Source organism: Mesobacillus maritimus, assembly GCF_023715205.1.
Classification (GTDB): domain Bacteria; phylum Bacillota; class Bacilli; order Bacillales; family Cytobacillaceae; genus Mesobacillus_B; species Mesobacillus_B maritimus_C.
Genome location: NZ_JAMBNR010000003.1, coordinates 301,372 through 326,803 on the forward strand (window position 1 = coordinate 301,372; position 25,432 = coordinate 326,803).

The window sequence follows — 25,432 nt, forward strand, 5'->3', positions numbered from 1 at the left end:
CTACACACTCAATTCAATTTTATTTCCAGAAGGATCCTTAACAAACAGTTTCCCTTGTACTTCTGTCACTTTAGCGCCAATATCCTGTAATCTTACTATCGCCTCTTCACGTGCAACTTCGCTTGGGAAAACCGTTGTATAAAAACTCATTCCAACACTGTTCTCTGCAGGTGCCGGAGCGCCTACGCCACTCCATGTATTTAAGCCAATATGATGGTGATAACCGCCTGTTGAGATAAACAATGCCTGGCCACCGTATCGACAAACAATATCAAAACCTAGCGCTTGACAGTAAAACTCTTCAATTTTTTTAAATTCAGCAACATGCAAATGGATATGTCCCATAATCGTTCCTGCAGGAAGTCCAGTAAATGCTGTTCCATCGTCTTCTCTTATAATGCTCTCCACATCCATCGGTTCCGTTGTCATCACGACTTCATCGCCGTTCCATTTCCATTCTGAAGCAGGGCGGTCCGTATAAACTTCGATTCCGTTCCCATCTGGATCCGCCAAGTAAAGAGCCTCACTGACATCATGGTCTGATCCGCCTTGCAATGGATATTGTGTTTTTACCATATGAAGAATGAATTTCGCCAGATCCTTTCGATTCGGCAACAACAATGCATAATGGTAAAGCCCTGTTGTTCGTTGTTGCTTTGGCTGAACGCCTTCTGGCTGTTCAATCGTAACAAGTGGTTGCTTTCCGTCTGCGGTAAGCACTGCCTTGTGATCATTTTTTTCTATTATTTTCAAACCAAGAATTTCTTGGTAAAACTTAAGTGAACGTTGCAAATCTTGTACATTTAAATGAACCTGTGAGACGAATGTGTGTGGTTTTTGGTGAAAGGTCATTTATTTATTCCTCCAATTTGGTTGTTTTGATTTTATATTAGTCAGTTACTTTATGTAAGTAATTATATTTTTAAAATTAACTTGTGTCAAGTTGGTTAATGAGGTATTGTAAATATATAGAGAATGTTAAAGACTATCATATAATAGATTAGAGGTGTTGGAGGATGGATCAAACAGTCATTTGCCCGCGGTTTGAAAAAGCAATGAGTATTTTAAGCCAACGCTGGACAGGATTAGTCATTTATCAATTGCTTCCAGGTCCAAAACGATTCTGCACTTTAGAATCATCCATGGGGATTAGCGGCAGGGTCCTTTCCGATCGGCTCAAAGAACTGGAAAACCAAGGCATCGTAAAACGAGATGTTTATCCGGAAACTCCGGTGCGCATCGAGTATTCGCTAACGGATAAGGGACTTGCTCTAGAACCCCTCATGAAAGAACTCGAAACCTGGTCGCAAAACTGGGTCAAAGTGGAAGATAATGAATAAAAGCCGATTGTCCTTTATTGGACAATCGGCTTTTTATCTTACTTTATCATACTTCCGTTCTTTTAGACCTTCTCCAAGTTTAACATGTGATTGCTCATTGCTCCTTTTAAGTTTTGCAATTGCATGAACTCGAATGGATTCAGTACATTTATCTCTTCTTACACTGCGCGACATATAAAAACAACTAATCCCTAGGATCTGATTTTCACTTTCCTACTACATACTACGTTCTGTCAGCTTATTGATCTTCTACTTATATAAAGAACCTAAAACTCAAACTTCTGAACAAACTGGCACCCTTCACATGCTCTGCCAATTTGCTTTTTGGTAGAAGGTTCAAGGTAGTATATTTCGTCAAAACCACAAACTTGACATTCCATCACATGCAAAATTTCTCTTTCTCCGAATAGGGCATTTAACAGGTTTTCAAAATACATCCCTAGCATCCCTCTCTCTCGTTCTGTCTGTTTCTAAAATAGCAAATTCAACAAGCGAAGTTACAAGAAACCTGTCAATAGGCCCCTCTTTTTTTCGACAAAACCCAAAAACTGGATGGTGCCAGGCACCATCCAGAAATTCCCACATTACTAGATTACATCCTTCTTACAATTTTCAATTTTCTCCCTTTTTGTCTAGTAAATGTGGTAAAATGACTTTCATTGTAGGGAAAGGAGAGATTAATTTGAATAGAATGTTTTTGAAAGGTTCGATTGTTCTAGCAATCGTTGTAATGATTTTAGGTGCTTGTAGCAATAATGACAGCAGTGATAAGAAGGAAAGCAGTAAAGAAGGCAGCAAAGTCGTCGCTACTGTGAATGGGGAAGAAATCTCAAGAGCTGACTTTGAAACTGAAATGGAAAATACGAAAGCTACTTACGCACAACAAGGGATGAACATCGATGAGATGGATAAAGAACAGCAAAAAGAATTCGAACAAGTTGTGTTAAACCAACTGATTAATACAAAATTAGTTCTTCAAACAGCTGAAGAAGGTAAAGTCTCTGTTGAACAAAAAGACATTGATGGCGAAATTAAAAACATCAAATCTCAGTTCGAAGATGAAGCAAAGTTTAAAGAGGCCTTAAAAGAAGGCAAAATAACGGAAGATGAATTAAAAGAACAAGTTAAAACTCAATTAACTGTAACCAAGTTTCTTGAAAGCAAAATCGGAGAAATCGATGTAACTGAAGAAGAATTAAAAGCGGTCTATAACCAATACAAAGAGGCTGCTGAGCTTCAAAAGCAAGAGCCTGAAAAATTTGAAACAATGAAACCTCAATTAGAACAGCAAGCAATTGCTCAAAAACAAGGCGAAAAAGTAAATGAAGTCATTGAAGAGTTACGCTCAAGCAACGAAAAGAACATTAAGATAACATTGTAATAACCAAAACCCCCTTGACGAAATTAAGTCAAGGGGGTTTTTTATTGGTAATGAAGATAAACGATTAATCAGACAAGACAGGATCCCAAACAAACAACCACAATGCAAATATAAAGACTACCAAGTTTTAAGCTGCGGTCGCTTCCGTCACCTTTTGCTTCGCCTCTTGTTTTTTTACCAAGCTAACAAGCAAGTAAACGACTGGCGTTAGCACAATTGTTGCAAGGAATTTAAAGGCGTATTGCGTGATAATTAACCCTCCGAGTACGGATAATGGCATCATGCCATAAAACGCAATCGTAATAAAAATCGTTGTATCAATTAACTGACTCAACATCGTCGAAGCATTGTTCCGTAACCACAGTTTTTTCGCTCCATGCTTCGTTTTCAAACGACCAAACACATATACATCAAGATGCTGGCTGATCGTATAAGATATTAAACTTGCCAACACAACACGGAAACTTCCACTTAAGATCGTTTCATAAGAAGTTTGTTCCGTAAACGTTGGCGCAGCTGGCAAGGCAATTGTGACCGCAATAAAGATGAGCGCCATCAATTGGGTAATTAATCCAGCACGAACGGTTCGTTGCGCTTCTTTTTTTCCGTAAACTTCAACAATAACATCGGTTAATGGAAACGTAAAAATATAAATAATGACTGCAGCCGGCAGCATCGCCCATGTCCCGATGCTAAACAGCTTTACCGCAACAATATTCGATAGAATCAATAAACCGACAAAAATTCCATTTAAATATAAAAGCATGAAAACTTCTCCCCTTTGATGATGTTCTTGCTGATTCCTGCAGTTTAGCGATTATCGACTTTTTCAGGATACAGGTCATGATTCATCAAGCGGAAGTTCGCCATTTCTTCATACTTCGTCCCTGGCTTACCGTAATTGCACCAAGGGTCTATTGAAATCCCTCCACGTGGCGTAAACTTGCCCCACACTTCAATGTATCGTGGATCTAAAAGATTAATTAAGTCGTTCATAATAATGTTGACGCAGTCCTCATGAAAGTCCCCGTGATTACGGAAACTGAATAAATACAATTTCAATGATTTGCTTTCCACAATTTTTTTATCAGGAATATATGAAATGTACATCGTCGCAAAATCCGGCTGCCCAGTAATTGGACACAAACTCGTAAACTCCGGGCAATTAAATTTCACAAAATAATCGCGGTTTGAATGCAAGCTATCCACGGCCTCCAACACTTCAGGCGCATAGTCACTTGGGTATTGTGTATTTTGATTCCCTAATAAAGTTAAATCCTGTAAACCTTGCTCTTCTTTACGTCCAGACATAAAAATAACCTCCCTGTATCATCTAACCCGACAATCGACAAGGAGGTTTCATAGCAATTTCTTTGGATGTAAAAAAGCCACATCCGGAATGGATATGGCTTTTGAAAAGTCATAAATCCATAGTTTTTTATAGAGGGTTTCCGCTATGAACCTCTCCCGTCTTGCGTACGGGTATTAAATTCATGTTTTATCATAATGAACATTTTTACATCCGTCAATGAAAAATTTCATATTCAAGGGATTTAGAAAAAGTTGGTTTAGTAGCTGCACCTGTACAATTGACTGAGTTGCTCTTTTAGAAAAAATAAAGAGATTCCATCAGATGCCTTTCACAACATTGCACCACATATAGTCAAGAAGTGGAAAACAACTGGAAGGTGCCAGGCACCATCCAGCTATTTTCCAGCATATTTGATTATCGCCGGTCTCCCTACCGGATAGTACTCGATTTTTGAACAACTGCGGATTTTCTCTTCGTTGAGGCAGTTACGGCCGTCGAAAATGATTGCTTCGTTCATATCTTCCACTAGTTTACTAGGTTCCAATTGTTTAATTTCGTCCCATTCAGTGACAATCAATACTGCATCTGCTCCCGCGATAGCCTCTTGAATAGTCTTAGCGTAAGCGATCCGGTTTCCTAATATTTTTTGCGCATTAGACGTTGCGACAGGGTCATAAGCAATTACGTCTGCTCCCTGCCTTGTTAGCTCTAGAGCGATCGGAATCGATGGGGCTTCTCGCATATCGTCCGTTTCCGGTTTAAACGCTAAACCAAGCATTGCGATTTTCTTCCTTGCAAGTTTTCCATTAAAACGTTCAAACGCTTTTTTCACTAACAAAACTCGTTGCTGTTCATTGAGTTCCATCGTTTTCCCTAGTAGTCCAAAATCAACATTGTGCTGCTTCGTCGTGTGATATAACGCCTGCACATCTTTTGGAAAACAGGAACCGCCATAGCCAATCCCCGCTTGGAGAAAACTATTTCCAATTCGTTTATCCATCCCCATCCCTTTGGCTACATCCAGAATATCCGCTCCAACCGCTTCACAAACATTCGCCATGCCATTAATAAAACTGATTTTCATTGCTAAAAAGGCATTTGACGCATACTTAATCATCTCAGCACTTCGCAATGAAGTCATCACAACAGGGACATTCAGCGGGCGATATAGCTCCCGTACTTTGTTCCCTGCTTTCCGTTCATCACAGCCGATAATAATCCGGTCGGCTTCAAGTGTATCCTTCATCGCCGAACCTTGTCGCAAAAATTCTGGATTGGATACGATCTGAATCGAAATATCTTCATTGCAATGAGCTTCAATTAGTTGTTTCATTTTATCATTCGTCCCGACCGGTACTGTACTTTTAATCACGACGATTGTATCTTGTTGAAGATGCACTGCAACATCCTTTGCTGCTTGTTCAAGATACGTTAAGTCAGCAGCTCCATCATTGCTTTGCGGCGTTCCCACTGCTAGAATCACAATCTCAGCTACGGAAATTCCTTCGCGGTGCGATGTTGTAAACCTCAATCTTCCCGCTGCTATATTTTTAACTAATAATTCTTCAAGGCCAGGTTCATAAATTGGCGATTTCCCTTGTTTCAATCGCGCAATCTTCTTTTCATCCACATCCATACAGCATACATGATGACCAATTTCCGCCAACGCCACACCTGTCGATAAGCCAACATAGCCAGTTCCTAGAATCGCGACTTTCATGCTACATCGGCTCACTTTCTTGTGGCTGGTCCTCTTTGACTCGCTTTTTTAGAAACGATAATACATCGTCACGGAGTTCATCTCTTTGTAGCGCAAAATCAACGGTTGCTTGAATAAACCCAAGCTTATCTCCAATATCGTAGCGCTCTCCTTCGAACTCATAAGCAAACACTGCTTGCTCTTGGACCAATAAATTAATGGCATCGGTTAATTGCAGTTCATTTCCTGCACCGATTGGCGTTTTTTCAAGAATTGTAAATATCTCAGGACGCAACACATATCGGCCCATAATTGCATATTGAGACGGCGCTTCCTCTAGCTTCGGCTTTTCGACTAGCGACTCAACAGGTAAAATTCTCGGGGCCATCATCATTCCTTTACTTTTAATGATGCCATATTTGCTCACGTCTTTTTCTGCAACCTTTTTAACCGCAACAATCGAGCTATTCATATATTCAAACGCCTTCGTTAATTGCTGCAAACACGGAGTATCAGACCGGACAAGGTCATCCCCGAGTAACACGGCAAACGGTTCATTGCCGATAAACTCTTTTGCCGCTAGAACCGCATCTCCTAGTCCGTTCGGTTCGTGTTGATAAAGATAATAAATTTTCACCAATCGCTGAATTTGTTGGACTTCTTCCAATTTATCTAGCTTTTGCTGTTTAACCAACATCGTTTCCAGTTGATGCGATTTGGTAAAATGATGTTCAATCGACCGTTTTCCTCTGCCAACAATGACGAGGATTTCTTCGATCCCAGATGCCACTGCTTCTTCGACAATATATTGGATTGTTGGTTTGTCAACAATCGGCAGCATTTCCTTTGCCTGAGCCTTTGTTGCCGGTAAGAAACGGGTTCCGAGTCCTGCAGCAGGTATAACGGCTTTTCGAATTTTCATTCACAGTCCCTCCTTGAACCACAATACTCACGAACAAGTGGGCACTTTGATAGCGCTTTAACTTCCTTGCTACCATCCTCCATCAATTCCTCATTTTCCTTCTTTTATTGGGCGATAAATACGCTTTAGAAAGCGTTCCATCAATTTAGGCAACACTTTATGACGCCGATACAGCAAAGCTGTAATGATTGCCTTCCGCTCTTCTTTTGTGACTTCCCATTGTTCTGGAATCAGCTCGACAATTTCTTCTAATAGTAAAATTGGAATACTTTGGATCACTTCGAGTTGCTGATAAAAATATTGTTCATGATCAATGAACTCAATGAGCATTTTATGAGCCGTGCTTTTAATTAGCTCTGTTGGCAATTGCTCGAGGTTGGAGAGATTCCAATCGAACCCAGTAAGAATCTCCGCTTGGTCAATCGCCCATAGTTGGTAGGCTCCATGTTGTTCTGCAGGTTGAAACAAAATATTCTTCCTTGTCCGGTCACGGTTTGCTACCCAATAATCAAAGAGAATGATGCCCGCTAAGCTTTCCGGGGTATTTGTGAGCGTTTCAATTCTCCCAACCTCATGACCGTTTATACAATCTGGGACGAAGAGCGAAGCAAAATGCTGTTGCATTTTTTCACCATTCTCTGCCACCTGCTGCTCATTTAGAAATTCAGCCGGAAACTCAACAATCCGACCGAAGGGAACAGGTAATTGTAAATAACGCGCTATTGCATATCCAAGCCACTCATTCGCCAAGCTCCGTGGATATTCAGGCTTCCATGATTTCACAACATAATCTTGACCATCATCAAATGTTAGCAACTGGGCATTTGATTTTCCCGGTAGGGTTTTTAGGGAAGCTGTTGGTTTAATCATCAGACTTCACCTCGTTTTTGCCTGAATCCATTGGTACGAGCTTCTTCAACAAATTAACATATTGCTCGGCAACGGTTTCAATCCCGAAATTCTTCTGAACATGCTGAATTGCTGCTGTAGACATTTTTTGATGAAGGGCTGGGTCATCAAGGAGCTTATGAATTTGCTTTACAGCATCTTCGACATTTTGACCGCGATATAGCAATCCTGTTTCTCCCTCTTTGACCAGTTCCGTCACCGGCATCATTCTTGAAGCAATGACCGGCACTCCGGAAACCATCGATTCAATAAAGGTATTGCCAAACGACTCAGACTTGGTCGTGGCGAGTGTACAGCCACCGGATTCTCGGATTTTTGCATACATATGTGGCATTTGTTGGTACGGAATAACTGGAAACCACTTTACAAACTCTGTGAACTGCTCAGCTCGCCAGCGTTCAGCAAACTCTTGGCGTTGAACACTTTGTGCCCCACCAACGACCCAGAACTCAACATCCTCACGCTCTTGGCGAACCTTTTTGGCGATTTCTAAAAACAATGGCCAGTTTTTACGTTTGTCCACACGACCAATATAAGCGATTACTTTCTTATCTTTTGGCATATGCGGCTCGCTTTTATAATCGATTTCGTCTAGGCGTAATGCTCTGAAAAAGCTTGTATCGACGCCATTGTAAATCACTTGAACTGGTACATCGTTCGTTAAAATCGATACCAACCGTTTTTGGTAATGAGAAGGGACAATAATGGTTTCCGGGGTGATTCCTCTGAAAGATTTCACATGTGGAGTAAGCTTAATGAGCTCTGGCGTCCTAGCCTCTACTATGACTGGACCTTGATAATTGGCTTTTTGCAACCATTTAAACGCCTTCCCTGTATCTACAACAATGATGGCATCATATTGATTTTCACGGATAATGTTGACGATTTTTTCCTCATCCTTTGTCAAATAAACAGGAGCAACATCCTCCATAATATGAAGTCCACCATGATCGGTCGTATAAAGAAATTCTGTTTCAATTCCATGTTTTTTAAAATAAACTGCACGATTTCGCCATCCGGCATTCACTCCCCCAACGGTGAGCAAACGCCAGATTATCAGCACTTTCAATTTGGTTTCTCCTCCTTTTTAATCACATCCTTGTATCATTCTCTGTTTATGCCAATCCAAAGGTCCACCAGCTGCTGTAGCCTTTTTTCAAGCCACTTTTATTTTGCTTTTTCTCCTTGTTGTCTTTCGATTTCTTTTCTGCTTTTTTATTCTTATCTTTTCCTTGCTTGTCTGCCTTTTTTCCCTTTTTGTCTACAGGCTGGGCTTTGCCCTTTTTGTTTTTCTCTCGATTCTCTCGTCTGGCCCGGATTCTTTCTAGCCGCTGCTTCTCCTTTTCTTTCTTAGCACGAAGTTTCTCCTGACGTAACTGTTCTTTTTTCTCCTCTTTTGTAAGCTCGCGTGGAGGCTGATTCTTGCGGTCGCCACCACCTGCTTCTAACTCCTTAAATTCGCGTTTCTGTTCATCCCAATATTCATCGATTGCTTCAAGGATTTCATTAGGATCTACTCCTTTAGCAATCATGGTTCGAATCCATTGTTCCTTAAACACTTTGTGCATCAAGCCATACATCAACACAACATAGCGTTCCTCATCTTCTCTCGTCAAAAGTTTGTGACTCATCGCTTTAACGGTTTCTGTTTTGCTCGCATCTTCTTCCATAATAAGTTGGTAGATTTCCTGCGATAGTTCTTCCATGCGGATATAATGGAGCCACTCTTGATACAAGGTCGGGGCCAATTCTTGGACATGTGTTAAAAACACTTCCTTGTTATCCTGGCCAAGTGAATTTAATAGTTTTCGAGGATATGGATAGACGCGATCCCGCCAAACTGTTCGAGCAACATCAATAACCTTCAAACTTCCATCCTTTTGAAGGTAGATTTGCCGTTTATGATGGTCAATTCGCTCATATCCTATTTCCTTAAACGTAATCAACATATCGATTAACTTAACCGAAAGTGATTTTGATAAAGGTTGAGACTGAAGATATTCGCGTAAATCTACGCCTCGGATGATTTCCATCGCAATATGAAGCGGTCCTTTATGATAGACCTTCGGAAAGAGGTCGGTGTGTTGTCCTAATGACAACGCGTAATATTCGCGGTCACAATCCTCCTGATTGCCAAATACTTTGACACAAATATCGGGCGTAACCGTATATACAGCCCCTTGCCGTCCTTTCCCTAACATTTCTAAAGGTGATTCATTAACCACCTCAACATCTTCATTCTCCAAAGTGGTCACTTTAATTTTAGCGACACATTGTTCTAAAAATTTTTCATCAAACATTCATGTTGCACTCCCCCCATTGATTTCATTACAACGAACATAAAATGGATCTGTAACTCCATTAGTACAGTGAATTCAAAAGAGGGCAAAAACGTCCGGACGAGTATCCCACCTAGCGCAAAATGTATGAATACCCATATTCTGGATGGTGCCTGGCACCATCCATTTACTGGCAATCCTATTTGGTTAGAACGGTTTTCCTATTTTACTAGCAAAATTATTATTTGGTTTTATGTCGATCTCTCGGTTTGGTTCATAAATAATATGTTAATATTCCTCAATAATTTATGGTGTTCAGATTTGATGCTCCCCTGTACGACAGCATTCCCGCGTGTCAAAGTCTAGAGAGAAATCACAAAATGGCCCTTCACGGATCATGTAATTCTTTTATAGAGTGAAAGATGCTTATTGGTTACATATAGCTTTAAAATTATCTGGATCTTTATTTACAGTTATTTTAATATATCAAAGCTTTCCGGCCCTTGTGACCACAACTGCTCATACCCAAGCAAAGGTTTGTAAATGAATCACTCTCAATCATATACCTATCCATATAATAAGAAGAAACACGGAAATTCTTCTTAACCGCAATGCTGACTCCTGAGAATATCCTCTCCAACTCCTTCAGTTAGATCCCTCCAACCATTTTTTTAAAATAATGTAAGCACCATTCTCCTAAAATATTTGTTGCCAAATAAAGCCTTCGCAACATATTTTGTCTAGCTTCGTCACTTCAAAAATTACACGAAACAAGGTCATAGAAAACACGATTACAATAGTTTTGTAGGAAAGATTAAAATTTTGTGAACATTAAAAAATCTTTTGACAAATTTCGATAATATTCACACATTGACAATCTTAGAAAACCGCGAAAACACGGGAATTCCCCTTTTCACCGCCTTAGGGAATAGGAGATAATGTCGAGATTTGTACGTTTACAAACTGCTTTTTCCTAACAATAATTGGGGATGGGGACACAATAGATATAGAGAAAAAGTGTTTACAAGGAAATTCAATTCGTCTAGGAGGGTATTGGGAATGGTCTATCAGCAAAAACCTTGGTTGAAGTGGTATGAATCACAAATTGATGAGCATGTAAGCGTAAAATATGAATCTCTTTATGACTTTTTAGAAGATGCGGTTAAGCGTTTCGGGGATAAACCAGCACTTACTTTTTATGGTAGAGAATTCAGCTACAATGAGACGAAAGCCATCGTTGATAAGCTATCTGCCTATTTACATAGTCAAGGATTTAAAAAAGGCGATCGTGTAGCAGTCATGCTACCTAATTCTCCGCATTATATTTTTGCACTATTCGCTATTTTCCGTTTAGGTGGAATTGCTGTACAAGTGAATCCAATGTATGTTGAAAGAGAAATCGCTTTCGTTTTAGAAGACTCTGGCGCGAAATTTATGTTTGCACTTGATGCCTTCTATCCAAAAATTAAAAAAGTACAAGGTGATACTTCCTTACAACAAGTCATCGCAATCGGCTTTGGTCCAGAAAAAGCAGAACTTGCTAGCGGAGATCTGTATTTTGAGGAAGCGGTTCAAAATGATTTTTCCGTGGAAGAAGAATCCATCAATCCATTTGAAGATGTTGCGGTTTTACAATACACAGGTGGTACCACTGGCGTACCTAAAGGCGTTATGCTGACACACAGTAACCTCCTCTCGAACTTCAACCAGGTGTGTGACGCCATTTACAACCCTTGTGAAAATAAACCTGAGAACTTTAAAATGATTACCGTTCTTCCAATGTTCCATGTATACGGACTTTCAAGTGTTGCTCTATGTGGGCTTCGTGAAGGCGCAAACCAAATTGTCTTGCCTCGATTTGACGCAAAAGAAGTCATTGAAACCGTTAAGCGTGAAAAGCCGTTTATTTTCGCAGCGGTTCCGACGATGTACTTTGCTTTAAATAGCTACCCTGAGCTGTTAAAAGATGCGGGCTTTGATCAATGCTATTTCGTTGGTAGCGGCGGTGCTCCACTACCAGTTGAACAAGCGAAAGCCTTTAAAAAGATTACAGGTGTACAAGTACGCGACGGATACGGGTTATCTGAAGCAGCGCCAACTTTAATTTTCACTCCTCCATTTGTTCCATCTAAAGATGGCAGCATTGGAATTCCAGTTCAAAGCACAATCGTTCGTATTGTGAACAAAACAGAAGACGGTACTTACGTTGACGCTCCAGTTGGAGAAGCTGGTGAGCTAATTGCTCAAGGACCACAGGTGATGAAAGGTTACTGGAACCGTCCGAAGGATACAGAGTCCACAATCAAGGATGGCTGGTTGCACACAGGCGATATTGCTAAAATGGACGAAGATGGTTATTTCTACATCCTCGACCGCAGCAAAGATATGATTATTGCAAGCGGCTACAATGTATATCCTCGTGAAGTAGAAGAAGTTCTTTACGGTCTTGAAGCTGTTGAAGAAGTGATTGTCATTGGGGTTCCAGATGAATACCGCGGTGAAACAGTTAAAGCTTTTATTAAGGTAAAAGAAGGTTATAGTCTTTCTGTTGAGGAAATCCTCGCTTATGGAAAAGACAATCTTGCTCCATACAAAGCACCTAAGTCAGCAGAAATTTTAGCAGAACTTCCGAAGTCTGCGGTTGGAAAACTGCTTCGTAGAGAACTTCGCGATTTAGAGTTGAAGAAAGTACAAGCTTAATAGACTATGAAGGCTGCCTTTGCTTAGGCAGCCTTCTTTGCTTTTAATAACTATAATGTTGTTCAGGTAAGTTGTCATAGATAGCTGGGTCAGCATTTTGAATTGAGCCGTCTGCAATGGCTTTGGCCGTCGTATCCATGGCAAGAAACGCTTGCTTTTTCAGGTATCCGTTTGATTTCTGCCCAAGTACATAAGGTTCATACGAGTGATCCGCCATACCGCGCATTTCAAAAAGGATGACAGGAATATCGTACTGCAGAGCCATGGCATTTGAGGCAACAGCTTCATTCTGAGTCGGCTCATCAAATTTTAAAATAAATGACCAACCTGTTTGATCGACTCCTTGATGTAAAACAGACGCCAATTTTCGGGATTTTAACAGCACATCCTCATCGACCTCAGGGTGTTGTGGAGTTAACAAAGCCCCGGTTGTCAGTTTCCCAAAATAGTCTTCCTGAGTCCCTTGATGATGAAAATCAATCATGTAGTCAATCTGATATTTTTGAAGAACATTCTCATGCAACGCTTTCGTTTCAGGAGCTACTTTTGCAACATGATCACGATTTAAGTCAATTCGATCAGCGTTATAGCGGGTCAAATGACGTCCACTAGCCATGTAATGATCAAGGGAAAAGTTCACATCCCCCATCGCTCCATCCACATTAAACATCGGGATAATAAGAATATTTACATTTTGAAGCATTTCTTGTGTTTTCTTGCTATTTGAACCAAGGTGGCGGATGTAATCGAGCGCCCCTTCCGTTGTCATCACTTCATTCCCATGCTGTTGAGTCAAAAATAAGATGGTCGGATTTTCAGGATCGGTTATGTATTTCGCTAGGTAAAGATCGCGTCCTTTAACCGACTGTCCGATCACTTCAAGTTCCATCTGTTCTTGTTTTGCTGCTTCTTTTTTAAGAAAAGCAGACATTTCATCATACGTCTTCAGCATAGCCGTTTGTACGGTTTCATTTCCATTTACATCTGGCCCGTTTCCTGCAGCCAATACGGGTGTAAAGGTCAAACCTGAAGCCAGTATAGCTGTCGATAGTGAAACTGCGATCATTTTTTTCTTCATATCGTTTCCTCCTCTATATTTCTATTAAAAAAGTACCTCCATTTTAAAATGGAAGTACCTGACAGTCTATTATTTATTTTACTAGTTTGAATTTTTACAACAATGGACCTACTCAAAGAGCTGGCACTAGGTCCGATGATACCGTCGATTAGACCTATTTTTCGGAGGCTTTACTCATGATTGAACGGAATTGGTTTTCATTTTTATCGTAAGAAAGCTCAATACGATGAACACAAAGACCATCACTCCCGAAAGGAAAAACCAGCCTGCGGCAAAGTTACCGGTTTGGTCAACCATAAATCCAAATAAAGGCGGAATGATAATGACCCCTGTTGAGCCGAATGTTAAACTAACTCCAGTAGAAATCCCGGATTGCTCCCGAGGAACAATCTCAGTCGCAAGGTTCATCCAGATTCCGTTAAATCCAGCAATTGCAAAGCCAAAAACAATGACAATAGGGACAAGCATCCAAAAGGAGGCATTGTTTGCTAGCGCCACGAGTAAACTGGATATCGCTGTTAACACACAGATCATGATTAAAATAATGACCCGGTTGCTATTGAATAAGTAATCACTAATCATCCCCCAAGCAATCCTTCCAAATGAGCCACTTACTTCCGAGATTACAAGAAGAACACCTGCTAAAAACAGGGAGATTCCAAGTTGTTCATGGGCATATAGCACAATATAGGTATTTAAACACATCTGTGACCCACTCATCCCAAAAGCACTTAAACTTACGAGCATCAATGGTTTGTTTTTTATCATTTTAAACATTGATTGGTATAAGGATTTAAGGCCTTTCTTGTTGATTGCTTGCGTTTGATCGGGTGGATCGCGGTAGAGAAAGTAAGAGAGAATGCCACTGAGAAGCAATAGCACGCATGCCGCCAACAAAACTGGTCGCCATCCATATTCTGCTCCTAACGGCAGTAAAATCAACCCAGCAAGCGCTGCGCCTGCTGTTACCCCTGTTTGCTTAATCCCCATTGCGGTTCCCCGTTGCTTGAGTGTAAACCAGTAGATAATGCCTTTATTGGTAATCGGATGCATGGATCCGTAGCCGAGACCACCTAAGGTTACAAACAGGAGGACGAGCCAAAATTGACTTAGGTAAGTCATCACCATAAAACCAAATCCGAGACAAAAAGAGGCGCCAATCAATAATCGTCTTGAACCAAACCGATCGGTTAGCATCCCTGCTGGGACAGCCGCTAAAGTTTGCCCTAAAAACAGAGCAGCAGGTAGCATCCCGATTTGCGATTTTGTTAAAGCTAAGTCTTTCCCAATCAATACACCCAGCGGCCCCACACTTCTCCCGACAAACGCAACAAGCAATTGTGCCAGTAGAAGAAACAACAGCATCCGCCATGGATTCAACTTTGCCATCGGCCTCTGAGTGTTTACCATCCCAAGATTCATCTTATTCGCCTCTTTACTTGGCCATTAACATTTCGCTAGCAACAGCCTTTCTTTACTTTCCAGAAGTACAGTATACCTGGAGCATACCTCACATGTTGGAAGATTGCTGGAAGGTGCCAGGCACCATCCAGTTAATTGGTAATTCTTTTTTTCTTTCGAAAATCCTGCTATCTGGGTACGTTTTTACCTTCAACTACAACCGCTTTTCAATCCATTTTAATAAATCTTCATATACTTCTTGTTTATTGGTTTCATTTAGGATTTCGTGTCTTGCTCCTGGATAAAACTTATAGGTCACATCGGTTAGACCAACGGATTTTAACTGTTGATAACTTTGTAGCACTCCTTTTGTATTTTTCCCAACCGGATCTTGATCTCCTGAAAGAAAAAGAGCAGAAAGCTGTTTAGGAATCTGATCATCCTCATCGTAAATGCATAAGAGGCCCTTTAAAAAGTCCTCAAAATAACCAGCTGTAAATACTCCCCCACATAAAGGGTCTTTGATATATGCATCCACTTCTGTTTCATCACGCGTTAGCCAATCAAATTCGGTTCGTCCTGGTGAAAATGCTTTATTATAACTTCCAAAAGTTAAACTATTCATGCGCTCACTAGGGGTTCGGCGTCCCTTTTTTCTTGCTTCCTGTGTTGCTAGGAAATGGCCAATTTTACCGATTAGCCCTGGATGACCTCCAGTCCCTGAAAAAATAACTCCCTGAAGTTCTTCTCCGTAGCGTTGAACGTATTTTCTACTCAAGAAAGACCCCATGCTATGCCCAAGGAGAAAAAGCGGTGCATCTGGAAATTCCTCTTTGACGACATCTGTTAACTGTTTCATATCTTCGACGACCGTTTCAAACCCGTTTTGGTCGGCGTAATAACCTCGGTCCTCGTCCCGCCTTACTGTATGCCCATGACCTCGATGGTCATTTCCAAAGACGTAAATCCCATGTGAAACAAGGAACCTCGCTAAATTACCGTAACGTCCAATATGCTCCGCCATTCCATGAGCAATTTGCAGCACTGCTTTTGGTTGTTGTTCCCCTACCCAACTTTTTGCAAACAGCTCCTTGCCATCTTGAGCGTGAAAGTAAAACGTTGATTCCTCCACACAAATTCCTCCCAGCGTCATTGCTTATCATTAGTTTATTTTGTATTAGTTAGTGAATATGTGCGCCTTCTTGTGCCATTTTCACCTATTTTCTTAATTGTACCTTACTCTGTGAATTCCTTCATTTTTTCAATCATAGAATACACAACTGGGGACAACTTGTGGATAGTGAAGCTATTTTCTGTTCACCATAACAGTTGAGGTGAATAACAGGATGAAAAAGTATACACAAGTTGGTACTGATATCGAGTCCGTCCGGCAGAAAAATGCGGACTCGGGGATGTCCTACAACGAGGTAAAACAATATTTGGCTAAAACAACCGGAGGCCGTGGAACAGCTCAATACAGCAATACCAATGTAGAAGAAGTAAAGCAACAACTAAAGTCGGGGCCGCACACAGAAGAAGAATAATAAAGTGTATGTAGGTAACTACCAAAAAACTGGATGGTGCCAGGCACCATCCAGTTTTTTGGTAGTAAACACCGCTAATTTAGTGCTTCCTATGACGGGGGAACTCGTCCTCCCGCTTAACCTTGTTTATGGTAATGTCTCATCCATTCGATAGAAGTTTTTGAGCAAAGCAGAAGCTGGTACTAGCTCCGCTTGTTGTTGATACTTAGGGAGATGCTGCGCAAGAACTCCCACAACCTTATCTCCTGTTACCCCCACATGCCCAATCGCAATAATTTGCTCTCTTTTCTCTAAATTCTTTCCTAACTTCGCTGCTTGACGTTGGATATGGTCCAACGAATATACGTGGTCAAAAAATAAATCATTCTCTAAATAAGGAACACCTAGCTCACTTGCCAGCCTTGGAATTACACTTTTCCCTGTAGTTTTACTATCTAAATAATAAAAGCCCTTTTCCTTACACACTTCCAGGATGATTCTCATCACTCGTTCATCCTCTGTTACCTTTGAACCCATATGATGATTCATCCCTACCGCATGCGGGACATCCGCAATCGCCTTTTCTACTTTTTCGCGAATTTCCTCATCACTTAAATCGGTTGTAATTGCCCCTGGGCCTAACCAACTTATCTTCCCTTTTTTCGGCTCCATCGGCAAATGCACGATAACTTCATGCCCCTTCGAATGTGCATTACGGGCATCTTCATGAGTTGTTGATAAAAACGGCATGACCGCTACCGTTAGCGGTGCTGGCAAATCCAGCATTTCTTCCGTCCCTTTCATCCCATTTCCAAAGTCATCAATCACAATGGCCAATTCTTTGGAAGCAGACTGCTCCGCCTGGACTTGAGTAAAAGAAATTAGACTCGCAAATGCAAGCAACATCGCCATTCGAAACATGCTCATTTTAACCACTCCTTTTCTTTTAAGATGGCTTAAAAGCAGGAGATTCATCCCAAACAAAGTGATTGTGCATAACTAATTGTGTAAAGGACTTTTTGCAAGATTCAGCTCGCAAGGTAGCGACCAAGAAAACCGTGTGGATAAGTTACTTTTCCACAGCTTCATGTTAATAAATTTTTATATTTAAAAAAGACCTCCACAACTGAAGGTCTTCCCAATCATCTAGGTAAAATAGGTTACAATCAGGATTAACAAGATTGGTCCAAAGGTAATGAAATACCCGATTGGATTAGCAAAATTTAATGTCCACCCAACCCCAAAACGTTTCTCCACAAAGATTGACGGGTCATTTTTATTAAAATAAAACAAGCCGCCTTTCCAGTATTGATCCTCATCAAAATCGCCAACTCCATCTCCCGATTGAACCCAATTGTCTGCGCCAGCTTTGCCCACTTTTACTGCAAAGACAATAGATCCAAGTAATAAGATTAATAAAAAGGCGAAAGGAATGAGCAACATCATGACTTCGCTTAATAAGTTTTCATGAACGGTCATTAATTGCAAAAAGGAAAACAGCATCGTAATAAGAATACTTGTAAGAAACATGAACCAACTTGTGTATTTGCGTAATGTCAATTGCCGGACTCTCGATGCTTCCGTACTTGTTGCACTAAGTTTTATGCCTGATCGCTTCGTTGTTTCATTGATGACTAAGAACATCACCTGCATGATGAAAAGCATGATTGGCGATGAGATTGCTGAAAAAGGGTTCTTTTCAGTGAAGGCATCAGGTTGCCCATTTGGACCCCAGTGCGTCGGAATTTGATTTGGAAGTTGTTGATAATGAACGATTGTATAAGCGATTATCCCCAAAGTGACAAGCATCGGTAAGGCAAACAAATACCAAGGGAGCATTTCGTCTCGGGAACGAACTGACAAGTCCGTAATTTGAAGTTGCTTAACTCCTTCTCCCCACTTCTCTTCCCTCTTTAGTTGAGTTGTTTTCGCGTGAAAATAAACATAGCATGCGAGGCTGACGAATAAAAGAGCAAACGGAGCAGCTGTCGTGATGAGAATCAGGGTTTCTTCCGTGCTATTCACTTGAATCCCCCAAACGAGCAGTCCAATGAAAAGCACCAAGGAAGTCGCCAACACCGTTAGCGAATAACGCCTTTTAAACTTCAACAAGCGGGGATCACGCATCTTTTTTTCTGGAACCGATACCCCAAACACAATGGTTGGCTTCACTAAGTAGGGAATCGCCATCTCAACCAAAGTGATAAAAAAGTAAAGAATGAGAAAAATCGTCACTGTCATAAAATTCGTCCTCCATTCTGTTCATGTTTCGTATTCATCAATAGGAGTGCAACTCTTTTTTTCCATTTCAGTGTAGAAAAGCTTATTGCTTGTTGTGTTTCAAGTCTTCCATAATCATCGCTAGTTCTTGTTCGAGTTGCTCGGTCTTCATTCCAAGGACGAGTGCCTCGGCAATCACCGTTTTTAATTCATGTTGTATCCGTTCAGCATGAGGGCTTCCCTGCAGCAGCTTTGTTTGAGCTTCAATGACTGCGCCCGACTTCGGAACAATTTTAATGATGCCTCTTTTTTCTAGCTCATGATAGCTTTTATTGACTGTATGCATGTTGACACCAAGGTCGGCAGCGAATGCACGAACGGAAGGAAGTGAGTCACCATGGCGCAAATGACCACGGGCAATTCCCTCAATTAATTGATTGGTGATTTGTTTATAAATCGCAACATCCGATTGAGGTTCAATTTGAATAATCATCTTTCAACCCCCATTCTGTTCTACCCTTATTATAACAGAATTGTTCTACACTTCATAGAACAAAATTATTTTTTGGAAAATCAATGGATGGTGCCAGGCACCATCCATTTATTCCCACTCCACCAAAGTGAACAGGCACGTTTGGGTAGGCGTTGTGTATAAAGTAATAGTAGCTCTCTTGTGCTGGGTATGTTTTCATGCAAACTTTGAAAACAAACCCTTTGAAACAGATGTGTTTCTCTTATTTAAAGGAGGGATTCTTACCGTGCATTCTCACTACAAGCGACAAACTTACTATCCACAACGCCCTTATTACTGTTATCCACCTTATCCACAGCCTCATTATCGACAATACCCAGATGTGGACGATACCGTGTTTATCCAATCTGTAGAATCATTTCAAGGTATTGCTAAAGATGCCATTACAATCTTAAACCGATTATCCAATCGAAAGTTTGCACATCAACTGATGACCCTTGCTCAACAAGGAAAACAACAAGAGGTTGACCAACTTATGAAGTCCATTGGCGTCAACGCCCCTATTAAAACAAGCTTTACTCCTTCAGGTCTTAAAATCGAAATCGATGCTTTATCGCAAGGCTCCCCATGTTGTAATTTATCGATGTATTTAAAATGGGGCGACTAATCCATGATTGTGGAAGAAGCAGTATGACAACACACAAGATTCCAACACACTATTCTTTTATAAGCCTAAAAAAAGAACCCCGAAGGTAACGGAGTTCAAATTCGCACTTTATGTAATTATTTTGTCCATTCCTATTTTGTTGTCTTTATACTGTTTTTTTTGGCAAAAAATTGGAACAGCCCGTGGCAACTCTCATATTGCCACTCTTTTTTTAGCTAAAAATAAATCACAGATAAAGCCTTCAGGTGTTGACCACTACGACCAGGCTCAGCACCTGACTTTTCAGAACGGTGTCATTTTCTACCTACTACTATAACAAGGTACCCCACCCAGCTTTGTTCATTTTTCAATTCCATAGTATGTAGGTTGAACAGCCAATCCGAACGTTTTCGTCTATCTCCTCATTTAAAGAGCGACATCCCTTTGGTAGATTTGAAATAATCAATAAAGCTTGCTTCCGATATTTTCAGTGATCTCCATTTTCACTTTTTCTGCTTCTTGATAGTTTTTCATCGTTAAGCCTGTACATAATAAATCAATCAAATAAAGCTGTGTAATTTTTGAAACCAATGACCCACTATCCAGCGGGTTTTCTTTTGCTGATGTGAGTAAAATATAATCTGCAAACTTTGTTAATGGAGATTTTGTATAGTTCGTTAACGCGATCACTGTTGCGTTTTTCTCCTTGGCAATTTCTACAGTATCAACGATATCCTTGGTGCTTCCTGTTAAACTAATCGCAATCACAACTGACTTCTCATTTAATGAAGATGCCCGCATCACTTGAAAGTGTGGATCGGTAAACACACTTACATGCTTCCCAATTCGCATAAGCCGATTTTGCATATCCAGTCCGGCGATTCCGGATGAGCCAATCCCAAAAATAACGACATCTTGGGACTGATTGATCACATCGACACAGCTCTCTAACGTTTGAACATCAATCATATCGAAAGTATCCTCAATTGATTGAATCATATTGGTGCGAATTTTTTCCATATAGGTTTCATCATGCTTATGATTAGAATCGGCATGAACCTCTTGAGCAAATAAAAACTTGAAGTCCTGAAATCCTTTAAATCCTAATTTACGGAAAAAACGCAATACCGTCGCTTCTGCCACTCCACTAGCCTCTGACAATTCTGTGAGGGAATGAAAGATCACTTGCTCCGGATTGGCTATAATGTATTCATAAATTTTTGAATCCGATTTCGTAAAACCTTGTTTATTTTGTTCCATTAGGATTGAAGGCTTCATCCCATTAATCGGTTTCGCTTCCACGACTCATCCCCCTTATGAATGTAGTACCGCTTCTTCTATTTTCAGTTGCTCATTCTATTTTTTCAACTAGAATGTAACATATAAAAATGCTTGGCTGCGCCTAGTAGGTTGGCTTGATTTTCATGCTCAGCCATTTTTAAGGTTAACCCTTTACGATGATTAGGAGTAAGTTTTTTATCTAGTGAGTTCTTGATTGCGTTTAATAAAAACTCGCCTTGAGCGGAAATCCCTCCGCCGATGACCACTAATTTTGGGTTAAAAAGATGAACAAGCGTCTGTAATCCAGACGTAACATCCTCAATCCACCCATTAAAAATGGCCACTGCTTGCGGTTCTTCTTGCTTCACGATGTCAAAGAACTGAATTAAAGAGATGTTAGAGCCTAACTCCTTTTCTACTAACTTAGCTAGAGCAGAACTCGATGCATATTGTTCATAACATCCACGATGCCCACAAGTACAAGGCTTTCCATCTGGATAAAGGCTAATATGTCCAATCTCACCGGCAGCAAAACGTGCGCCCCGATAAAGCTCACCATTTAAAAACAATCCACCACCAATCCCGGTCCCAATCGTAACACAAAGAAAATCGTTAACTCCTCTTGCTGCACCTTTCCAATACTCGCCCAATGCTGTGCAATTCACATCATTTTCTACCGTAACAGGCAAACCTGTATGCTGCTTCAAAAGTTCCGCGAGAGGCGTATCTGTATAATCCGGAATCGTATCCGCAGCGAACACAACCTTTCCTTGATAGGGATCAATTTGTCCTGCCGTACTAATAGCGATGCCTTCGAGGGAGTACTGTTTCATCCAGTCTTCACAGATCACAAACAATTTTTCAACGATGGATTTTCCCCCTTTAATCGCCTCGGTCGGAGTCGAATTGTGAGATAAGAGCTCACCCTGTTCGTTAAGAACGCCATATTTAATCGAGGTTCCACCAATATCAATCACACCAAGCAACATAAATTTTCTCTCCTTTTTTATCCAATGCTGAAAAAGAGAAAAACCCAGTCACGGGCTTTTCTCCATTACTTTGCTAAAAAAGCAAATTGAATTCCTTTCTCTTGGTCGCTGGTCACAAATAGTCGCTTGTTGTATTCAGGGTTTTCATTTGGATAATCTTCACGATAATGAGCGCCTCTACTTTCTCTTCGCTCAATCATTGCTTGTAAGAGAATTTGTGAAAGTTGAAGGAAATTCCGCAATTTAACAGCAAGTTTCCGCGTTGCTCGCTGTGCAAATAGCATTGCTAGATTAAGACTAGCATCCATCTGTTGGATCTCAGCAAGTGCCCCCGTTAATTGTTCCTCAGAGCGCACCACATTTCCATGATACCACATGATTTCTCTAATTCTCTCAATTGCTTGCTGCGCTTGCGTTTGAATATCCTCCACTAGAGCTTCCTTCTGGTTAGTTTGACCAAATAAACTTCCGATGTATTGAATAGCTCCTGCTTCAGAAATCTCTAGTCGCTCTACGTCATGGACATACTCGCCACAATGTGCCGCTGCACGTTTGCCGAATACCATACATGCTCCAGTTGAATTTCCACCAAGGCGATTGGCTCCTTCAATATTACAGGAAAGCTCTCCAATCGCATACAAACCATCTATACCAGTTCGACCTTCCGTATCAATATAAACGCCACCATTACTTGCATGAGCAAACGGCGCAATTCGAATTTCATCTTCTACTAAATGAATCTTCTTTTCTTTTAACCAATTTAAATAGACTGTATAAAATTCTTCTTCATTTTCATATAGTTCTGGCTGATACAACAGCTTAAAACCATCTTCATTCTCTGAGACCAGGATCTTTTTCATCATCGCGATATCAAAGTATTTTGATTCTAGCGAATGTGTAAAAGGACCATGAGTACTGCGAATTTCAAGGCAGTCCTGTTTGGAGACTTCATTTGGGAGGACATCAGCCAGTAAGCTGTTGCCCGCTTCATCCACGATATCTTCGCAATACATCAATGTATGCTCTCCAAACAATGTTTTATAGCGGGGAGTCGTAATCCCTGGGATGAATTGAATAAATTCCATATTCACTAACTGTGCCCCTGCATCAAGGGCAAGAATATGACCCGAGCCATCGACATCATTTGGATTCAGATTATGCTTATAGATGCTGCCGAACCCTCCTGTTGCCATAATAGCGGCTTTGCATTCAACCAGAATCATATCGTTATTTTCATCTAAAAGAAGGGCACCCGCGATTCGGTTCTGTTTTTTAAGCAGCGTAACAACAACCGTTTTTTCCAACACATGCAAATGCTCATATTGGCTAAAAATCGAACGCACATTTTCGCGGATTTGGTCCCAATCGCTTAATAAATAGATATCACGTTCATGGTCAGCAAAGCAGGCTTTCCGTTCCCCAGCTAATTTTTTCGCATTCACACCGATTTCCTGATATTCTTTGACACGTTCGGGAATCTCTTTCACATATACTTCTGCTAAATCCTCCCGGTGCATGCCACGACTCAAATCGGCAATGTCATTTAAAAAGACTTGTTGGTCAGGTTCATCTTTCGTTACTTGAGTTCCAAGAGACGCTTTTAAAGGATAGAAACTTGAACCAGAAGCCACCTTCATTTTCGTTACCATCAAAACATTTAGATTCTGATCGGCAAGCTCTTTGCTAACCTTTATTCCCGCTAAACCGCTTCCAATAACTAATACGTCAGTCTGCAGTTTTTTTCTAATGTGATACATGTTGTCACCTACTAAACTGCTTTTTCTTTGTCGTAATAAGTTAGGTCGCTATCTTCCGCCTTGCTTTTCCCTCCAAACAGAAGACTAAAAACATAACCTAGGACTAAAGATACGACTAAGTTGATAATGGAATAAGCCCATAAAGATATGTCAGTGAAATAAGAGACATAGATTGCGACTAGTGTGGTTCCAATAAACCCATAGAGAGCACCTTTTGTATTGGCCTTTTTCGTCATGACTCCTAACGTAAAGGTTCCTCCAATGATCCCCAACACTAAGCCCATTAAACCATTAAACCAGGAATAAGCAGATCCAACATCGGAATAAGCTAAGACAATCGCAAAGGCGATGGAGAAAATCCCTACAATCGTTGAAACATTCCGGGCAACTTTCGTACTTTTTTCATCACTCATATTCGGTTTCATAATTTTTTGAATATCCAATGTCCAGCTGGTCGCAACACTGTTTAGACCAGTCGATAGCGTTGATTGACCTGCAGCAAATAAACCTGCGATCAATAGACCGGAAACCCCTGCCGGAAGCTCACTCACGATAAAGTTGGCGAAAATCAAGTCGGCTTTTCCTTCTGGCATTGGTCCGGCTTGTTGGGTATAGAACACATATAAACCTGTCCCAATGAAGAAGAACAACGTTGCGGTTCCTAGAGATAAAATCCCGTTGGCAACGGTCATTTTATTCATTTCTTTTGGATCATTTGTTGTCAAATATCGCTGAACCATATCCTGACTGGAAATGTAGGAGAACGCAGTTGATAACCCTGCCCCTACAATCAGAAGTAGAATACTGTTATTCACAAAGTTTGGATCAAAAAAGGCAATATCGCTGAAGAATTTTTCATCCTGAACACCGACGCGGAATACCTCTCCAACACCACCATCAATCGAGAATAGGAGAATGATTAACGCGAAAATTCCGCCTCCAATGAGGACAACGCCCTGGATAAAGTCTGTCCAAAGAACCGATTTGATTCCACCAAAAGCAGAATAAATCGTCGCGATTACTCCCATAAATAAGATGATTATGACTGTATTTATTCCTGTTACCGCAGCTAATGCTAAGGCTGGCAAATACATGATAATCGACATCCGTCCGATTTGATAGATGATAAACAAGACACTACCTAGGACGCGCATATTTTTATCAAAACGTCGCTCTAAGTACTCATAGGCGGTATCTAAATTGAGTCTTCGATAAACTGGCAGGAAGAAGTACATGGCAACAGGTACTGCAATCAATAATCCTAATTGCGCAAACCACAGCTCCCAAGAACCTAAATACGAATTTCCTGCAAGTGACAAGAACGAGATAGGACTGAGTAACGTCGCAAATAAACTAACAGAGGTAACCCACCATGGAATGGATCCATCTCCTTTAAAGAACTCTTTCCCTTTCATTTCTTTTTTTGCGACAGCCATCCCAACATACAAGATAAACAATAAATAGGCGAATAAAATAATATAATCAATGACTGCGAATTTTCCCATTCGATCTTCCCCCTATTT

At 40.7% G+C, this 25,432-nt stretch carries 23 protein-coding genes and 1 riboswitch; of the genes, 5 read left to right on the forward strand and 18 right to left on the reverse strand.

The features are described 5' to 3' along the window. Positions 1-852: a VOC family protein gene (locus M3182_RS05980; RefSeq protein ID WP_251557390.1), complete on the reverse strand. Its 852-nt coding sequence runs from the start codon at positions 850-852 to the stop codon at positions 1-3. A gap of 164 nt (positions 853-1,016) precedes the next feature. On the opposite strand from M3182_RS05980, the gene M3182_RS05985 reads away from it, so the two are divergent. Together M3182_RS05985 and M3182_RS05990 are read left to right on the forward strand one after the other, a co-directional pair. Then, positions 1,017-1,340 carry a winged helix-turn-helix transcriptional regulator gene (locus tag M3182_RS05985; protein ID WP_251426386.1) on the forward strand — a complete coding sequence of 108 codons (324 nt, stop codon included), beginning with the start codon at positions 1,017-1,019 and terminating at the stop codon, positions 1,338-1,340. 691 nt (positions 1,341-2,031) lie between these two features. Further along, positions 2,032-2,721 (forward strand): SurA N-terminal domain-containing protein, encoded by a 690-nt coding sequence (locus M3182_RS05990; protein WP_251557454.1) that lies wholly within the window; start codon positions 2,032-2,034, stop codon positions 2,719-2,721. Positions 2,722-2,848: 127 nt separating this feature from the next. Here M3182_RS05990 and M3182_RS05995 read toward each other — a convergent pair whose 3' ends face one another. The 7 genes from M3182_RS05995 to M3182_RS06025 all read right to left on the reverse strand — a co-directional run bounded on the left by M3182_RS05995 (position 2,849) and on the right by M3182_RS06025 (position 9,863). Next, complete coding sequence (locus M3182_RS05995) at positions 2,849-3,487, reverse strand: queuosine precursor transporter (RefSeq protein ID WP_251557391.1); 639 nt, start codon at positions 3,485-3,487, stop codon at positions 2,849-2,851. A gap of 44 nt (positions 3,488-3,531) precedes the next feature. After that, positions 3,532-4,032, reverse strand: coding sequence for a preQ(1) synthase (gene queF / locus M3182_RS06000; protein WP_251426388.1), 501 nt, complete (start codon positions 4,030-4,032; stop codon positions 3,532-3,534). Positions 4,033-4,145: 113 nt separating this feature from the next. Next, positions 4,146-4,192: riboswitch (PreQ1 riboswitch) on the reverse strand. 235 nt (positions 4,193-4,427) lie between these two features. Then, positions 4,428-5,753 (reverse strand): UDP-glucose dehydrogenase family protein, encoded by a 1,326-nt coding sequence (locus tag M3182_RS06005; RefSeq protein ID WP_251557392.1) that lies wholly within the window; start codon positions 5,751-5,753, stop codon positions 4,428-4,430. 1 nt (position 5,754) lies between these two features. Beyond that, on the reverse strand, positions 5,755-6,654 hold the full coding sequence (gene galU / locus M3182_RS06010; RefSeq protein WP_251557393.1) for a UTP--glucose-1-phosphate uridylyltransferase GalU: 900 nt from the start codon (positions 6,652-6,654) through the stop codon (positions 5,755-5,757). Between the two features lie 90 nt (positions 6,655-6,744). Further along, positions 6,745-7,524: a HipA family kinase gene (locus M3182_RS06015; RefSeq protein ID WP_251557394.1), complete on the reverse strand. Its 780-nt coding sequence runs from the start codon at positions 7,522-7,524 to the stop codon at positions 6,745-6,747. After that, positions 7,517-8,626 (reverse strand): glycosyltransferase family 4 protein, encoded by a 1,110-nt coding sequence (locus tag M3182_RS06020; RefSeq protein WP_349775427.1) that lies wholly within the window; start codon positions 8,624-8,626, stop codon positions 7,517-7,519. The genes M3182_RS06015 and M3182_RS06020 overlap by 8 nt, the downstream gene beginning before the upstream one ends. A 52-nt stretch (positions 8,627-8,678) precedes the next feature. Continuing rightward, positions 8,679-9,863, reverse strand: a complete 1,185-nt coding sequence (locus tag M3182_RS06025; protein WP_251426393.1) for a hypothetical protein — start codon at positions 9,861-9,863, stop codon at positions 8,679-8,681. A gap of 1,038 nt (positions 9,864-10,901) precedes the next feature. Here M3182_RS06025 and M3182_RS06030 point away from each other — a divergent pair. After that, positions 10,902-12,542 (forward strand): long-chain-fatty-acid--CoA ligase, encoded by a 1,641-nt coding sequence (locus tag M3182_RS06030; RefSeq protein WP_251557396.1) that lies wholly within the window; start codon positions 10,902-10,904, stop codon positions 12,540-12,542. 43 nt (positions 12,543-12,585) lie between these two features. Here the strand turns inward: M3182_RS06030 and M3182_RS06035 are convergent, their stop codons facing one another. The 3 genes from M3182_RS06035 to M3182_RS06045 form a co-directional block, all read right to left on the reverse strand. Next, positions 12,586-13,620, reverse strand: coding sequence for a M14 family zinc carboxypeptidase (locus M3182_RS06035; RefSeq protein ID WP_251557397.1), 1,035 nt, complete (start codon positions 13,618-13,620; stop codon positions 12,586-12,588). 174 nt (positions 13,621-13,794) lie between these two features. Then, on the reverse strand, positions 13,795-15,042 hold the full coding sequence (locus tag M3182_RS06040) for an MFS transporter (RefSeq protein WP_251426396.1): 1,248 nt from the start codon (positions 15,040-15,042) through the stop codon (positions 13,795-13,797). A gap of 193 nt (positions 15,043-15,235) precedes the next feature. Beyond that, the gene (locus M3182_RS06045) at positions 15,236-16,153 is read right to left on the reverse strand and encodes an alpha/beta hydrolase (RefSeq protein WP_251426397.1); all 918 of its coding nucleotides are present in this window, start codon (positions 16,151-16,153) and stop codon (positions 15,236-15,238) included. 214 nt (positions 16,154-16,367) lie between these two features. Between M3182_RS06045 and M3182_RS06050 the strand changes: the two genes are divergently transcribed. Further along, on the forward strand, positions 16,368-16,565 hold the full coding sequence (locus M3182_RS06050; protein WP_251557398.1) for a gamma-type small acid-soluble spore protein: 198 nt from the start codon (positions 16,368-16,370) through the stop codon (positions 16,563-16,565). 126 nt (positions 16,566-16,691) lie between these two features. Here the strand turns inward: M3182_RS06050 and M3182_RS06055 are convergent, their stop codons facing one another. From M3182_RS06055 to M3182_RS06065, 3 genes are all read right to left on the reverse strand, one after another. Continuing rightward, positions 16,692-17,471, reverse strand: a complete 780-nt coding sequence (locus M3182_RS06055; protein ID WP_251557399.1) for a divergent polysaccharide deacetylase family protein — start codon at positions 17,469-17,471, stop codon at positions 16,692-16,694. A 219-nt stretch (positions 17,472-17,690) separates the two neighbouring features. Continuing rightward, positions 17,691-18,785 (reverse strand): DUF1648 domain-containing protein, encoded by a 1,095-nt coding sequence (locus M3182_RS06060; RefSeq protein WP_251557400.1) that lies wholly within the window; start codon positions 18,783-18,785, stop codon positions 17,691-17,693. Positions 18,786-18,867: 82 nt separating this feature from the next. Beyond that, positions 18,868-19,257: a GntR family transcriptional regulator gene (locus M3182_RS06065; protein WP_251557401.1), complete on the reverse strand. Its 390-nt coding sequence runs from the start codon at positions 19,255-19,257 to the stop codon at positions 18,868-18,870. Between the two features lie 265 nt (positions 19,258-19,522). Here M3182_RS06065 and M3182_RS06070 point away from each other — a divergent pair, with 265 nt between their 5' ends. Further along, on the forward strand, positions 19,523-19,903 hold the full coding sequence (locus M3182_RS06070; protein WP_251426402.1) for a YuzC family spore coat inner layer protein: 381 nt from the start codon (positions 19,523-19,525) through the stop codon (positions 19,901-19,903). A gap of 441 nt (positions 19,904-20,344) precedes the next feature. Here the strand turns inward: M3182_RS06070 and M3182_RS06075 are convergent, their stop codons facing one another. The 4 genes from M3182_RS06075 to M3182_RS06090 all read right to left on the reverse strand — a co-directional run bounded on the left by M3182_RS06075 (position 20,345) and on the right by M3182_RS06090 (position 25,414). Further along, positions 20,345-21,184 carry a MurR/RpiR family transcriptional regulator gene (locus tag M3182_RS06075; RefSeq protein WP_349775424.1) on the reverse strand — a complete coding sequence of 280 codons (840 nt, stop codon included), beginning with the start codon at positions 21,182-21,184 and terminating at the stop codon, positions 20,345-20,347. Positions 21,185-21,246: 62 nt separating this feature from the next. After that, positions 21,247-22,152 carry an ROK family protein gene (locus M3182_RS06080; protein ID WP_251557402.1) on the reverse strand — a complete coding sequence of 302 codons (906 nt, stop codon included), beginning with the start codon at positions 22,150-22,152 and terminating at the stop codon, positions 21,247-21,249. A gap of 65 nt (positions 22,153-22,217) precedes the next feature. Next, positions 22,218-23,909, reverse strand: a complete 1,692-nt coding sequence (locus M3182_RS06085) for an FAD-binding protein (protein ID WP_251557403.1) — start codon at positions 23,907-23,909, stop codon at positions 22,218-22,220. A gap of 11 nt (positions 23,910-23,920) precedes the next feature. Continuing rightward, on the reverse strand, positions 23,921-25,414 hold the full coding sequence (locus M3182_RS06090; protein WP_251557404.1) for a sodium:solute symporter family protein: 1,494 nt from the start codon (positions 25,412-25,414) through the stop codon (positions 23,921-23,923). Positions 25,415-25,432: the final 18 nt, after the last annotated feature.